The organism is Porphyromonas sp. oral taxon 275, assembly GCF_018127745.1.
GTDB lineage: Bacteria > Bacteroidota > Bacteroidia > Bacteroidales > Porphyromonadaceae > Porphyromonas.
Window position 1 is genome coordinate 1585857 of sequence record NZ_CP072333.1, and the last position, 14265, is coordinate 1600121.

The following is a 14265-nucleotide window of genomic DNA, read 5'->3' on the forward strand; positions in this document are numbered from 1 at the left end:
GATCGAACAGCCCCGCCCCAAGGCGACACCCCTACTCCAGCGAGGCGTCAGCCTTACCCGAGCTCCGTGAGGGATAGCCGTCACGGCGCTGAGTGATACCCCTCAGCCTCGCCACTGGCGGCACTCAGCGCTTTGACTGGCGGCACTCAGCGGGCTGACTGATACCCCTCACGGGGGCTCCCTCACTAGAAGCGTAGCGCGGTGTGCTTAGGATGGAGGACGGGCAGGGTATGCTCCCTCCAGCCCTAGGAGGCGGCTTTCCCCACGGCTCATTCAATAGGAGGCAAGGCACACTCCTTAGCGCTACAGGAGGACGCTTGCACCCTGCTGAAGAATTCTCTACCTTCGTTGAGACTTTTTAACACTAAGCAAAAATGAAACAACTAGCAAGCATACTACTGGCAGCAGCAGCCCTGGGCTCCTGCTCCAAGGGGAATGACACCCCCATCGTCCCGACGCCCCCAGCACCAGCCCCGCAGGTAGACTACATCGCCAAGATCGAAGAGTTCGAGCAGGGAAAGCCCGAGAAGCGCTACGAGATCAGCTTCGCCTACGACGCCCAGAAGCGGCTCAGCTCCTTTGTCGAGACCTACCCTCAGGCCACTCCCGCGCAGGTCATCAAGGGCACACTATCCTACTCCGATGAGGCCATCACCCTTGTGTACGAGGAGCATAAGACTCAGGAAGTATTCGTGAAGCCTGCGGAATATCGCCTAGCACTGGACGCCAAAGGCAAAGCCAGCAAACTGCAGGAGACGCATCACTACGCGGGAGGTGAAGACATCCACGCAGAGGAGGGCTATAGCTACAAGGGCGATGGACAGCTCGTGGGCTACAAGCCTTGGTACTACGACACCGCGACCCTAAGCTGGCACAATGGCGATATGACGAAGGTCGTCTATAGCTATAGCTACCTGGGCGTGGATCAGTCACGCACCGATACGAGGACCTATACGACCACGACGAACCGCAGCTACCCCGACCTCAACCTCTTCCTAGCGACTACAGCCCCCACGACGAAGACGAAGGACCTTTGGTCGGACCAGCTCGGCCTACGCTCTACACACCTACTCTCCAGCTTTACAGAGCACTTTAGTCACTCGGGGTCAACCACCAAGAAGACCTTTGCCTACAAGCTGGACGCCAAGGGGAGACCCACCGAGGTAGCGCTAAGCGATAGCGAGGGTACCCCACGCACCTTCATCATCACCTACCTCGAGAAGTAGCTCACGCTATATTCGCTAAGCCGTCAGAGGGAGGGAGCAGATCTGCTCCCTCCCTCTGGTGTATTCTACAGACAGGCTTCGATACCTGAACCTAGATACGACAACTACCAGCGTACGCATTAGCCTCTCCTCGGGCGGCGCCAAGGCTTGGAGTGCGCCGTCAGCCTTGCCCGGAGCTCCGCGAGGAATAGCCGTCACAGCGCTGACTGCTATCCCTCAGCTATTTGACTGGCGGCACTCGGCGCCGTGACTGGCGGCACTCAGAGGGCTGAGGGATATCCCTCACGGGGGCTCCGCCAGTAGAGGTGTGCCGCTGGAGGGCGAAGGGGAGCAGCGCTTGAAGGAGCCGCAGGCGGGAGATCTTAGCCTAGTGCCGAGCAAGCAGGGGCAGGACGCGACGAGCCTAGCGAATTAGTGTTACCTTTGCTCACACTTAGCGACAAGATATGAAGCATCTAGTATCGATCAATCAGCTAGACAGCTCGGAGATCATCCGCCTGCTCGACCGAGCTGCGCTCTTCGAGAACTGCCCCAATCGTAAGCTCCTGGAGGGACGTATCGTGGCGACCCTCTTCTTCGAGCCCTCCACCCGTACGCGCTTGAGCTTCGAGACCGCCGTCAATCGGCTCGGCGGACGCGTCATCGGCTTCTCCGACGCAGCGACCTCCAGCTCCTCCAAGGGCGAGTCGCTCAAGGACACCATCTCCATGGTCGCCAACTACGCCGATGTCATCGTCATGCGACACTTCCTCGAGGGCGCTGCCCTCTATGCCTCGGAGCTTGACCGCACGCCTATCGTCAACGCGGGCGACGGGGCCAACCAGCATCCCTCGCAGACGCTGCTGGACCTCTACTCCATACGCAAGACGCAGGGCACACTCTTCGACCGCACCATTGCCCTGGTGGGGGACCTCAAGTACGGGCGTACGGTGCACTCGCTCATCGAGGGAATGGCGCACTTCCGCCCCCGCTTCATCTTCGTCTCGCCCCCCGAGCTGCGTATGCCGGAGGAGTGCAAGGACTTCTGCCGCCTGCACGGTATCCCCTTCACCGAGACGACGGACTTCGGCCCCGAGGTCATCCAGTCGGTAGACATCCTCTATATGACGCGCGTGCAGCGTGAGCGCTTCATAGATCCCGAGGAGTATGAGCGCGTCAAGAACGTCTACGTGCTGACCCGCTCCATGCTCGAGGGGTGCCGCCCGACGATGCGCATCCTCCACCCGCTGCCGCGCGTCGGGGAGATCGCGCAGGACGTGGATGACACGCCTCAGGCCTACTTCGTCCAGCAGGCGCAGAACGGGCTCTACGTGCGCCAGTCCATCCTCTGCGAGGTGCTCAACATAGAGATAGACAACTAAGCCTCCCTGCCCCATGCCTAAAGAGAAAATGCTGGTCGAAGCGATCCAAGACGGCATCGTCCTCGACCATATACCCGCCGACAAGCTCTTCGCCATCGTCTCGCTGCTGCGCCTACAGCAGCTGACGACCCCCGTGACTATAGGCAACAATCTGCAGAGTGCCCGCCAGCAGCGCAAGGGCGTCATCAAGCTATCCGACCACAAGGTCTCCTCGCGCGAGCTCGACAAGATAGCCCTCATCGCCCCCGAGGTACACCTCAATCGCATCCAGGACTATGAGGTGATCGAGAAGCGCCAGGTCGAGCTCCCCCACGAGGTCTACGACCTAGCACGCTGCCCCAATCCTAAGTGCATCACCAATGCCGAGCCCATGCGCACGCACTTCCACGTGGCGACGCATCCCGAGGACGGCACCGTGATCCTCGAGTGCCACTACTGTGGGCGCAAGACGCCCGCCGAGCAGGCCGAGCTGCTATGAGGACGGACTGGAAGCCCGGGACCCTCATCTACCCGCTCCCTGCTGTGCTGATCAGCTGCGGCGGTATGGGCGAGGGCGAGGAGAGCAATCTCCTGACGGCCTCCTGGGTCAGCACCGTCTGCACCAATCCGCCGATGTGCGTAGTGGGCATACGCCCTGAGCGCCACTCCTACCACATCATCAAGGAGCGGGGCGCCTTCGGCATCAACCTCACCACGCGCGCCATGGCACGGGAGACCGACTGGTGCGGCGTCGTCTCGGGGCGTAGGGAGGACAAGTTCGACCGCTGTGGCTTCACCAAGGAGGCAGGCAGCGTACTCGGCGTGCCCCTGGTGCTCGAGTCCCCCATCAGCATCGAGTGCCGCGTGCGCGAGATCACGCCTCTAGGTAGCCACGACATGTTCCTCTCGGAGGTCGTAGGCGTGCGCGCCGACGAGCAGTACATAGATCCCGAGACGGGCGCCTTCGACATGCAGCGCGCTGGCCTCTTGGTCTACGCGCACGGCCAGTACTTCGGCCTAGGCGAATACCTCGGGCACTTCGGCTGGTCGGTGCGTAAGAAGAAGACCAAGCGCCGTTAGGGCACAGCTCACCACCACACTGGGGAGGAGCAGGCTGCTCCGCCCCTAGAGGCGAGGGCAAGCCGTACCGACGGCCTGCCCTCTCCCCTATTATATATATGGTATGAACGTCCAGACACTAGACCTATATCCCCATAACTACGTCGACAAGATCGGCTTCGTAGAGCTGCGCCAGCTGCTGGCTGCCCACTGCGCCTCCTCGCTAGGGCGCGAGCGCATGCTCTCCCTAGAGGCCTCTGCCGACTACGAGCGTATCTCCCTCGAGCTGGAGGAGACGCGCGAGATGATGCAGCTCCTCACGAGCGAGCACCAGCTGCCCAGCCTCCAGATCGTGGACTGCCGCGAGGCGCTCCACCGCATACGCCCTCAGGGCACCTATGTCGAGGAGCTGGAGCTGCAGGACCTGCTACGCATGCTGGAGACGCTGCACGCCCTGCACCGATTCTTCACCGAGGAGCAGAGCACGGGGGAGCGCGCCGATGAGAGCCTCGTCTACCTCTACCCCCGCCTTACGGCGCTGCTCGAGGACCGACCTACCTTCCCCAAGGTCGAGCAGCATCTGAGGAGCCTCCTGACCGAGGAAGGACGCCTGAGAGACAATGCCTCGCGCGAGCTGCTGCAGATACGCCGCACGCTCGCCGAGACCGAGCGCAGCCTCTCGGGCATGCTGCAGCGCATCCTCACAGGCGCCCGCCGCGAAGGCTGGGTGGAGCAGGACGTGCAGCCCGCCCTACGTGATGGGCGCCTCGTGATCCCCGTCAGCCCGATGCACAAGCGTAAGATTCGCGGCATCGTCCACGATGAGTCCGCCACGGGGAAGACCGTCTACATCGAGCCCGTAGAGCTCGTCGAGGCCAACAACCGTATCCGCGAGCTGGAGAGCGAGGAGCGTCGCGAGGTCATCCGCATCCTTACCGAGGTGGCCAATAGACTACGCCCCAACCTCCGCCACCTGCTGGAGAGCTACGAGCTGCTGGCGACCTACGACTTCGTCTATGCCAAGGCGCACTGGGCGCTGGAGCTGGGGGCGCAGTGTCCGCGCCTTAGCCCCGAGCCGCGTCTGGAATGGTACGGCGCACGCCACCCCCTGCTGCAGCGCTCGCTCAGCGCCTCGGGGCGGAGCATCGTCCCCCTAGACATCACGCTCCAGGCCCCCGATGCGCGTATCCTCCTGATCTCGGGGCCCAACGCTGGGGGTAAGTCCGTATGCCTCAAGACCGTGGGCCTACTGCAGTACCTCCTACAGTGCGGGCTGCCCATCCCCGTGCAGGATCACTCCGAGGCAGGGATCTTCGAGCGGCTCTACATCGACATCGGCGACGAGCAGAGCATAGATGACGACCTCAGCACCTATAGCTCGCACCTGAGGAACATGAAGCACTTCGTGCGCCACGCCGACCGTGCGAGCCTGCTGCTAATCGACGAATTCGGCGGCGGCACCGAGCCCACCATAGGCGGCGCCATAGCTCAGGCGCTGCTGCACCGCTTCAATGACCAAGGGGCCTTCGGCGTCATCACGACGCACTACCAGAACCTCAAGACCTACGCCGAGGACCATCCCGGGCTCATCAACGGCGCCATGCTCTACGACCGCCACGAGATGCGCCCCCTCTTCCGCCTCTCCATTGGGCGCCCGGGGAGCTCCTTCGCCATCGAGATCGCCCGCAAGATCGGCCTCCCCGAGGACGTCATCGCCGAGGTCTCCGAGCAGGTAGGCAGCGAGTACATCGACATGGATAAGTACCTGCAGGACATTATCCGCGACAAGCGCTACTGGGAGACCAAGCGCCAGAGCATACGTCAGGACGAGCGCGCGCTGCAGGAGGCACGACAGCGCTTCGACGAGGGTACCGAGCACCTCAAGAGCGAGCGCAAGAAGATCCTCGAGGAGGCACGCCGCGAGGCAGCCCGCATCATCCAGGAGGCGGGCGGACGCATCGAGCGCACCATCCGCGAGATCCGTGAGGCCGAGGCCGCCAAGGACCAGACACGCCTCATCCGCCAGCAGCTCACCGAGTACAAGGAGGGGCTATCGGCTGAGGAAGAAGCCCTGCAGCTAGCTGCGGCCAAGAAGACGCAGCGAGAGGTGGAGCGCCTCTTGGCGCGCCGTGAGCGTCGTGCCAAGGGCAAGACCCAGCCCAAGGAGCAGCCTCGCCTGGCCGCCCTCGTCACCGACACCGAGCGCGAGGCCGTCGCTAGCCATAGCGTGCTGGGGGAGATCAGCGTCGGCAGCACCGTCCGTATCGAGGGACAGAAAGCGCTGGGGCAGGTCCTCTCGCTCAGCGACCGTGAGGCCGTCGTCGCCCTCGGCGCGCTCAAGACCACCGTCCCGCTGAGCCGCCTGCAGCTCGCCACCAAGGGCGAGGCAGGGCGTCTCAAGCACCAGCAGCATCAGCAGCCCATACAGCCGCAGGCCTCGAGCATCATCGACCAGATCCATCAGAAGCGCTTGCACTTCCGCCACGAGCTGGATGTGCGCGGCTTCCGAGCTGGTGAGGCGCTGGATGCCGTAGGCTACTACGTCGACGAGGCCCTGCAGCTCGGGGTCGGGCAGGTACGTATCCTGCACGGCACGGGCACGGGGGCGCTACGCGAGGCCATACGCAGCTACCTCGGCGGTGTGCGTGGCGTGGCGAACTTCCACGACGAAGATGTACGCTTCGGCGGGGCAGGCATTACCGTCGTCCACATGGAGTAGCCGAGGGCTATCGAGGCTAAGGTAGAGGAAGGCTTTAGGCTTCGCTGGCCGCTACGAGCGGTAAGGGAGGCGAAGCGCCCGCCCCTTGGGACGCTCCCGAGCTTAGCCCCCTGCCCAAGCCGAGCGCAGCCCTTATCCTTATCCTCTCTACCCAGTGAACCGAGCGTGGAGCACCTGCCCCGCTGTGGTCACACGCTAGGGGGAGGGCCGCTGAGGGATATCCCTGAGGAGGCTGAGGGACGGCAGTCAGCACGCTGAGGGACGACAGTCAGCAGGCTGAGGGATATCCCTCACGGAGCTGCGGCGAGGCCATCCGCTCGCTGGGCAACACGCCACGGCAGATTATCGTATCTTTGTACGAACAAGGACATATAATAGCACGTCAATGAGTTCAATGATCAAAGTCACCTTCCCAGACGGCAGCCAGCGGGAGTACCCCGCAGGGACGACCTCTTGGGATATAGCTGGATCGATCAGCCCCCGCCTGCAGCAGGATGTCCTAGCTGCTGGGGTTAATGGTCAGATCTGGGACCTGATGCGCCCCCTCAAGGAGGATACCGAGCTGAAGCTCTATAAGTGGGAAGACCCCGAGGGGAAGTTCGCCTACTGGCACTCCAGCGCCCACCTCATGGCCGAGGCGCTACAGGAGATCTATCCCGAGGTCAAGTTCGGGATCGGCCCCCCCATCGAGAACGGCTTCTACTACGATATAGACCTGGGCGAGGGCGTCCAGATCAAGGATGCAGACCTAGCGGCCATCGAGGCCAAGATGCTCGAGGCGGCAGCGCGCAAGGAGCCCATCATCCGCCGCGACATCACCAAGGCGGAGGTCACGGAGTTCTTCCGTCAGAAGGGCGACGAGTACAAGCTCGAGCTCATCGCGGACCTACCCGACGGCTCGATCACGACCTACACGCAGGGCGGCTTCACCGACCTTTGCCGTGGGCCACACGTCCCCAACACGGGCTACATCAAGGCCGTCAAGCTGCTCAGCGTGGCTGGTGCCTACTGGCGCGGCGACGAGAAGCGCAAGCAGCTGACGCGTATCTACGGGATCACCTTCCCCAAGAAGAAGATGCTCGACGAATACCTGCAGCTCCTCGAGGAGGCCAAGAAGCGCGACCACCGCAAGATCGGCAAGGAGCTCGGGCTCTTCGCCTTCTCGCAGAACGTAGGCTCGGGGCTGCCCCTCTGGCTGCCCCGCGGGACGCAGCTCCGCCTGCGTCTGGAGGACTTCCTCAAGCAGATCCAGAAGCAGTTCGGCTACCAGCAGGTCATCTCCCCACACATCGGCTCCAAGCAGCTCTACGTGACCTCTGGGCACTGGGCGAAGTACGGTGCGGACTCCTTCCGCCCCATCACCACACCCCAGGAGGGAGAGGAATTCATGCTCAAGCCCATGAACTGCCCGCACCACTGCGAGATCTATAAGGCTATGGGCCCCCACTCCTACCGCGACCTGCCGCAGCGCCTGGCAGAGTTCGGCACCGTCTACCGCTACGAGCAGAGCGGAGAGCTGCATGGGCTCACCCGCGTACGTGGCTTCACGCAGGACGACGCGCACCTCTTCTGCCGTCCCGACCAGATCAAGGAGGAGTTCTGCAAGGTGATGGACATCATCTTCATCATCTTCAAGGCACTCAACTTCCAGAACTTCGAGGCCCAGATCTCCCTACGTGACAAGGTCAATAGGGATAAGTATATCGGCAGTGAGGAGAACTGGGAGCGCGCCGAGCAGGCCATCATCGACGCTTGCGCCGAGAAGGGGCTCCCCGCCGTCATCGAGTACGGTGAGGCAGCCTTCTACGGGCCTAAGCTCGACTTCATGGTCAAGGATGCCCTCGGCCGTCGCTGGCAGCTGGGTACGATCCAGGTGGACTACAACCTCCCCGAGCGCTTCGAGCTGGAGTACACGGGCGCGGATAACCGCAAGCATCGTCCCGTGATGATCCACCGCGCGCCCTTCGGCTCTATGGAGCGCTTCGTCGCCGTGCTCATCGAGCATACGGCTGGTCACTTCCCCCTGTGGCTGACGCCCGACCAGGTCGTCATCCTGCCCATCAGCGAGAAGTACAACGACTACGCCTACGAGGTGGCTGCCCAGCTCAACAAGCAGGACATCCGCACGCAGGTGGACGATCGCAACGAGAAGATCGGCCGCAAGATCCGCGACAACGAGCTCAAGCGTATCCCCTACATGCTCATCGTAGGCGAGAAGGAAGCCCAGGAAGGCGAAGTCTCGGTACGTGTGCAGGGTGAGGGTGATAAGGGTTCGCTGAAAATTGCTACCTTTGCAGAGCAAATCGCCGCTGAGGTGGATCGCCAGCTCAACGCTTGGCACACCGAGCAGCAAGCCTAAGAGATAACTTACTTTAAGTAGTCACACAGCAACACTTAAGTAGGGTGCTCCCCTAGCTCGGGGAGCGCCCTACATATAATATACTGAATGGCAGTAGACAACAAACAAAAGTTCCAGTACCGGACGAACGAGGCCATCCGCGTCAAGGAGGTACGTCTCGTCGGGGACAATGTAGAGCAGGGCGTATATCCCATCCAGCAGGCGCTACGCATCGCCGCGGACCAAGAGCTAGACCTGGTAGAGATCTCGCCCAACGTCAACCCACCAGTTTGCCGTGTCGTAGACTACTCTAAGTTCATCTTCCAGCTGAAGAAGAAGCAGAAGGAGCAGAAGGCGAAGAGCGTCAAGGTCGTCGTCAAGGAGATCCGCTTCGGTCCCCAGACTGATGACCACGACTACAACTTCAAGCTCAAGCACGCTAAGGGCTTCCTCAGCGAGGGCGCGAAGGTCAAGGCCTACGTATTCTTCCGTGGACGCTCCATCCTATTTAAGGATCAGGGAGAGGTGCTTCTCTTGCGCTTCGCCAACGACCTTGAGGACTACGGCCGCGTAGAGAGCATGCCCGTCCTGGAAGGTAAGCGCATGACCATCATGCTTGCCCCCAAGAAGGTCGCCACCCCTGCTCCTAAGAAGGACAAGACTAAGGACGAGGAAGACGAGGACTAGTCCCCGCCCCCTCCGACACCATACCCCATCCCACTCCTCGCGCATAGGCTGCGTCAGTGGAGTAGGGCTATAAGTAATCACTCATATAACGAAAAGAAAATGCCTAAGCTGAAGACAAACTCCAGCGCCAAGAAGCGCTTCGCGCTCACGGGCTCTGGTAAGATCAAGCGCAAACATGCCTTCAAGAGTCACATCCTAACCAAGAAGACGAAGAAGCAGAAGCGTAACCTCACCTACTTCACCACCGTGGATCAAGCTGACGTACGCGAAGTCAAGGAGCTCCTCCGTCTCCGCTAGTCTCCGAGAGGTAAGTAAGCCACGATTATTCAGTAACAGAGAGGTAAGCCCACAAGTATCAGCTCGTCCCGAGGCCCTGCCCCGAGCCGCCTGGTCGCTACCAATCACAAAGAAGTAACATCATGCCAAGATCAGTCAATCACGTAGCTTCGCGCGCTAAGAGAAAGCGTATCCTCAAGCTCACTCGTGGGTACTACGGTGCTCGCAAGAACGTCTGGACCGTCGCCAAGAACACTTGGGAGAAGGGTCTGACCTACGCTTTCCGTGACCGCAAGAACAAGAAGCGCAACTTCCGCGCCCTGTGGATCCAGCGTATCAACGCTGCTGCACGCCTGGAGGGACTCTCCTACTCCCGCCTGATGGGCGCCCTGCACGCTCAGGGTATCGAGATCAACCGTAAGGTCCTCGCTGACCTGGCGGTCAATCACCCCGAGGCCTTCAAGGCTATCGTAGCTAAGGTGAAGTAAGCGCCTCGAGCCTCTTAGATATAGAGCAGCCCAGTGGAATGACCTCCGTCATCCCGCTGGGCTGCTCTCTTTGTACCCCGTCCGAGCGGTAGCCTGCGCCCAGTCAAGCGAGGCCAAACTGTAGCAGTCAGCGAGCCGGGAGACAACAGCGGCGAGGGTGAGGAGTTTCAATCAGCGAAACGAAGGATAGCCATCAGCGAAACAACGCTGTAGCAGTCAATGAGCTGAAAGACGGCTGTGGCGAGCTTGAGGGGCGTCAGTCAGCGCCGTAAGGGACGGCAGTCAGCGAGCTGAGGGATATCCCTCACGAAGGCGGGGCGAAGGTGAGACTTCGCTCCGCCTTCGTACTTTTATCGCGCCTCACCCTGCTTGAGCTGGGGGGAGGCTTGCTCTAGAGCGCGAGGCCCTTAGCTCTCGGGGCATGCTGGGATAGGAGCCTCGGGGAGGCAGCCCCAGCACGCCCCCAAGAGGACACCCGAGCCTTAGCCCCAGCAAGCTGTGCTGCGCTCGGGGCTTTTCAGTACCTTTGTTCTAGTCAATTAACTATACGCATGCACACAAGACTATGAAGCAACTCATCCCACTGGCCATCATCGGCTGCCTGACACTGGGCACCCTCGGTAGCCTGAGCGCCCAGAGCTCCCAGCGCCCCCTCTGGCTGCGCCATCAGCAGATCAGCCCCGACGGCCGCAGCATCGCCTTCTGCTACCGCGGTGATATCTATACCGTACCTACCGAAGGAGGGCGCGCGCTGCGTCTGACCTCCAATGCCGCCTACGATGGCACCCCCATCTGGAGCCCCGACAGCCGACAGATCGCCTTCTCCTCCGACCGCGAGGGTGGGCGTGACGTCTTCCTCATCGGTGCCGACGGCACTGAGCTGCGCCGCATCACCTCCAACAGTGCCAAGGAGGTCCCCGTAGCCTTCCTCGATGCCAAGACCCTCCTCTTCCAGGCCGACATCATGCCCACGGTGCAGCTCTCCCTGCATCCCACCCAGGGCTTCGTACAGACCTACGCCGTCAAGCTCGACGCCCAGGAGGCGCGCCCCAAGCTCTGGAACCCCTACCCCATGCTGCAGCCCTCGCTCTCGGGCAAGCAGCTCCTCTACACCGACCATAAGGGCTACGAGGATCAGTGGCGCAAGCACGCCCACTCACCCATCACACGCGACATCTGGCTGCGTGACGAGCAGGGCAAGCACACCAAGCTCACCAGCTTCGACGGCGAGGACCGCAATGCCGTCTGGGACGGGCAGGGCGGCTTCTACTACCTCAGTGAGCGCGAGGGCAACTCCAACATCTACCACCGCACCACCGCGAGCCCCACGGCTGCCGACACACGTCTGACGGACTTCAAGAAAGATCCCGTCCGCTTCCTTTCGCGCGCCACCGACGGCACGCTCTGCTTCGGCTACGACGGCGAGATCTACACGCTGCGCCCTGGCTCGAGCCCGCGCAGAGTGCCCGTACAGATCGTTACCGACGAGGAGGAGCCTAAGGTACAGTACCGTCAGTACAGCTCGGGCGTGAGCTCCTTCGCCGTCGCGCCCTCGGGCAAGGAGATCGCCTTCGTCGTCCACGGCGAGGTCTACGTGACGCACACCGAGTACAAGACCACCAAGCGCATCACCAATACCCCCGTGCAGGAGCGTAGCGTCAGCTTCAGCCCCGACGGCCGCCAGATCGTCTACGCCGCAGAGCGCGATGGGCACTGGAATATCTACATGACCGAGCTGGAGCGCAAGGACGATAAGCTCTTCGTCTACGCTCGTGGGCTCAAGGAGCGCCAGCTGACCCGCAGCCAGGAAGCTTGCTTCCAGCCCACCTTCAGCCCCGACGGCAAGAAGGTCGCCTTCCTACGTGACCGCACCGGCATCTACGTCTACGACCTCGCCTCGGGCAAGGAGACCAAGATACTGGATAAGAGCTACAACTATAGCTACGCCGACGGCGACCAGCACTACCAGTGGAGCCCCGACAGCCAGTGGATCCTGACGAACTACGGCGGCGAGGGCGGCTGGATGCACATCGACTGTGCGCTGGTCAAGGCCGACGGCTCGGGCGAGCGGATCAACCTCACCGAGAGCGGCTACAGGGAGGGCGAGGGCAAGTTCGCCTTCGGCGGCAAGGCCATTCTCTTCAGCTCCGACCGCGCGGGCTACCGCAGCCACGGCAGCTGGGGCTCCGAGAAGGACCTCTACCTGATGTTCCTCGACCGCGAGGCCTACGAGCACTTCCGCCAGACGAAGGAGGAGCGTGAGCTCCGCAAGCAGCAGGGCGAGGATAAGGACAAGGATAAGGACAAGAAGACGGGCGCTGGCGTCTTCGACCTCGAGGACGAGGACTACAGCCCCATCTCCAGCGGCATCCTACGCATAGGCAAGAAGGCCAAGAAGAGCACCCAGACGGCGGCCAAGGACGGCGACAAGAAGAAGGAGGAAGAGCAGAAGAAGCCCTTCAAACCCGACTTCACCGACCGTGAGGACCGTATCGTACGCCTCACCTACGCCTCGGGCTCTATCTCGGACGCCGTCATCAACGGCGAGGGCACCAAGCTCTACTACATCGCCCGCTACGGCACCTCCACCGACCTCTGGGAGCGCGACCTGGAGACGCAGGCCACCCGTATCCTCTCCCCCGGCATCGGTGGCGGCGAACTGATCCTAGGCCAGGACGGCAAGACCGTCTATCTCGGTACGCAGTCGGGACTGAAGAAGCTAGAGAACGGCACGCTGAAGAACATCGAGTTCGCCGCTGACTTCGAGCACCGCCCAGCCGAGGAGCGTAGCTACATCTTCGATCACAGCTGGCAGCAGGTCAAGGAGAAGTTCTACGACGTCAAGCTGCATGGCGTGGACTGGGACTACTACCGCACGACCTACCGCAAGTTCCTCCCGCATATCAACAACGATCAGGACTTTGCCGAGATGCTCTCCGAGCTCCTCGGCGAGCTCAATGCCTCCCACACGGGGGCTCGTGCCTACTCCCGCAGCCAGACTCAGGCCACGGCTAGCCTCGGCGCCTTCTACGACCCCGACTACGAGGGTCGAGGGCTGCGCATCCTCGAGGTGCTCGACTCGGGGCCGCTGGCGCATGGCGAGCGCAAGGTCACCTCTGGCATGATCATCAAGAGCATTGACGGCGAGGACATCCTGCCCGGGCGCGCCCTCGAGCCCTACTTCAATGGCAAGGTCGGCAAGCGCGTCAACCTCAGCATCCTCGATCCCAAGACGGGCAAGACCTTCGAGCACATCGTCAAGCCCATCTCCCAGGAGCAGCAGCGCGAGCTGCTGTACCGCCGCTGGCTACGCCACTGCGAGGAGCTGGTACGTCAGCGCAGCGGGGGCCGTATCGCCTACGTCTACGTGCGGGCAATGAATAGCAGCAGCTTCCGCACCGTCTTCCAGGATCTGCTAGGTAAGTACCGCAATGCCGAGGCGGCCATCGTCGACACCCGCTTCAACGGCGGCGGCTGGCTGCATGAGGATCTCACGCACCTCCTGAGTGGGAAGAAGTACCTCAGCTTCACCCCGCGTGGGCAGTATATCGGCGACGACCCCTTCATGCAGTGGAACAAGCCCAGCTGCGTCCTCATGAGCGAGGGCAACTACAGCAACGGCCACGGCTTCCCCTGGGCCTACAAGACCCTCGGCCTCGGCAAGCTCATCGGCGCCCCCGTCGCGGGGACGATGACGGCCGTATGGTGGGAGTCGCAGATCAATCCCCACATCGTCTTCGGCATCCCGCAGGTCACCTGCTCGGATGAGCAGGGACGCCCGCTGGAGAACCAGACCCTGCAGCCCGACATCCTCATCTACAACACCCCCGAGCAGAGCCTCTCGGGCTACGATGCCCAGCTGATCCGTGCGGTCGATGAGATGATGAAGACCCTACCACAGAAGTAGTAGGCTAGCGCCTGACTTCGCCCCAGGACAGCCCCCAGTGGACAGCGCTCCCGCGACGCCTCCGCTGGGGGCTGTCTGCATCCCGTCCCCCAGCTTATCCACCGACCTATCCCCACTATCCACCGCCCTAGGCTGCAGCACCGCCCCACGCTGCCCCTCCACTACTCCGCATCAAGGACAGGCGCAGGAGCGCCCCCTACCCAGCGCGCTGCGCCTCTAGGGGAG

General features: G+C 62.1%; 10 protein-coding genes. All 10 read left to right on the forward strand.

Annotation, left to right across the window (positions count from 1 at the left end):
* The first annotated feature begins 374 nt into the window (after positions 1-374).
* The 10 genes from J4862_RS06325 to J4862_RS06370 all read left to right on the forward strand — a co-directional run bounded on the left by J4862_RS06325 (position 375) and on the right by J4862_RS06370 (position 14040).
* A complete protein-coding gene (locus tag J4862_RS06325) occupies positions 375-1226 on the forward strand; it encodes a DUF4595 domain-containing protein (RefSeq protein ID WP_211788282.1) in 852 nt (283 codons plus the stop codon).
* Between the two features lie 446 nt (positions 1227-1672).
* A complete protein-coding gene (gene pyrB / locus J4862_RS06330; RefSeq protein ID WP_211788283.1) occupies positions 1673-2587 on the forward strand; it encodes an aspartate carbamoyltransferase in 915 nt (304 codons plus the stop codon).
* A gap of 13 nt (positions 2588-2600) precedes the next feature.
* A complete protein-coding gene (locus J4862_RS06335) occupies positions 2601-3065 on the forward strand; it encodes an aspartate carbamoyltransferase regulatory subunit (RefSeq protein WP_211788284.1) in 465 nt (154 codons plus the stop codon).
* The gene (locus J4862_RS06340; RefSeq protein ID WP_211788285.1) at positions 3062-3646 is read left to right on the forward strand and encodes a flavin reductase family protein; all 585 of its coding nucleotides are present in this window, start codon (positions 3062-3064) and stop codon (positions 3644-3646) included. Before J4862_RS06335 ends, J4862_RS06340 begins: the two co-directional genes overlap by 4 nt.
* Before the next feature lie 103 nt (positions 3647-3749).
* A complete protein-coding gene (locus J4862_RS06345) occupies positions 3750-6344 on the forward strand; it encodes an endonuclease MutS2 (protein WP_211788286.1) in 2595 nt (864 codons plus the stop codon).
* Between the two features lie 394 nt (positions 6345-6738).
* A complete protein-coding gene (gene thrS / locus J4862_RS06350; protein ID WP_211789570.1) occupies positions 6739-8703 on the forward strand; it encodes a threonine--tRNA ligase in 1965 nt (654 codons plus the stop codon).
* Positions 8704-8790: 87 nt separating this feature from the next.
* Positions 8791-9369 (forward strand): translation initiation factor IF-3, encoded by a 579-nt coding sequence (gene infC / locus J4862_RS06355; RefSeq protein WP_211788287.1) that lies wholly within the window; start codon positions 8791-8793, stop codon positions 9367-9369.
* A gap of 99 nt (positions 9370-9468) precedes the next feature.
* Positions 9469-9666 (forward strand): 50S ribosomal protein L35, encoded by a 198-nt coding sequence (gene rpmI / locus J4862_RS06360; protein WP_211788288.1) that lies wholly within the window; start codon positions 9469-9471, stop codon positions 9664-9666.
* A gap of 122 nt (positions 9667-9788) precedes the next feature.
* A complete protein-coding gene (gene rplT, locus J4862_RS06365) occupies positions 9789-10133 on the forward strand; it encodes a 50S ribosomal protein L20 (protein ID WP_009432755.1) in 345 nt (114 codons plus the stop codon).
* Positions 10134-10698: 565 nt separating this feature from the next.
* Complete coding sequence (locus J4862_RS06370; RefSeq protein WP_211788289.1) at positions 10699-14040, forward strand: S41 family peptidase; 3342 nt, start codon at positions 10699-10701, stop codon at positions 14038-14040.
* The last annotated feature ends 225 nt before the right edge of the window (positions 14041-14265 follow it).

Excerpts from the sequence above, each read along its gene's own strand:
- pyrB (WP_211788283.1), top strand. The coding sequence starts at position 1,673 with ATGAAGCATCTAGTATCGATCAATCAGCTAGACAGCTCGGAGATCATC.
- rplT (WP_009432755.1), top strand. The coding sequence starts at position 9,789 with ATGCCAAGATCAGTCAATCACGTAGCTTCGCGCGCTAAGAGAAAGCGT.
- infC (WP_211788287.1), top strand. The coding sequence starts at position 8,791 with ATGGCAGTAGACAACAAACAAAAGTTCCAGTACCGGACGAACGAGGCC.
- J4862_RS06340 (WP_211788285.1), top strand. The coding sequence starts at position 3,062 with ATGAGGACGGACTGGAAGCCCGGGACCCTCATCTACCCGCTCCCTGCT.
- J4862_RS06370 (WP_211788289.1), top strand. The coding sequence starts at position 10,699 with ATGAAGCAACTCATCCCACTGGCCATCATCGGCTGCCTGACACTGGGC.
- thrS (WP_211789570.1), top strand. The coding sequence starts at position 6,739 with ATGATCAAAGTCACCTTCCCAGACGGCAGCCAGCGGGAGTACCCCGCA.
- J4862_RS06325 (WP_211788282.1), top strand. The coding sequence starts at position 375 with ATGAAACAACTAGCAAGCATACTACTGGCAGCAGCAGCCCTGGGCTCC.
- J4862_RS06335 (WP_211788284.1), top strand. The coding sequence starts at position 2,601 with ATGCCTAAAGAGAAAATGCTGGTCGAAGCGATCCAAGACGGCATCGTC.
- rpmI (WP_211788288.1), top strand. The coding sequence starts at position 9,469 with ATGCCTAAGCTGAAGACAAACTCCAGCGCCAAGAAGCGCTTCGCGCTC.
- J4862_RS06345 (WP_211788286.1), top strand. The coding sequence starts at position 3,750 with ATGAACGTCCAGACACTAGACCTATATCCCCATAACTACGTCGACAAG.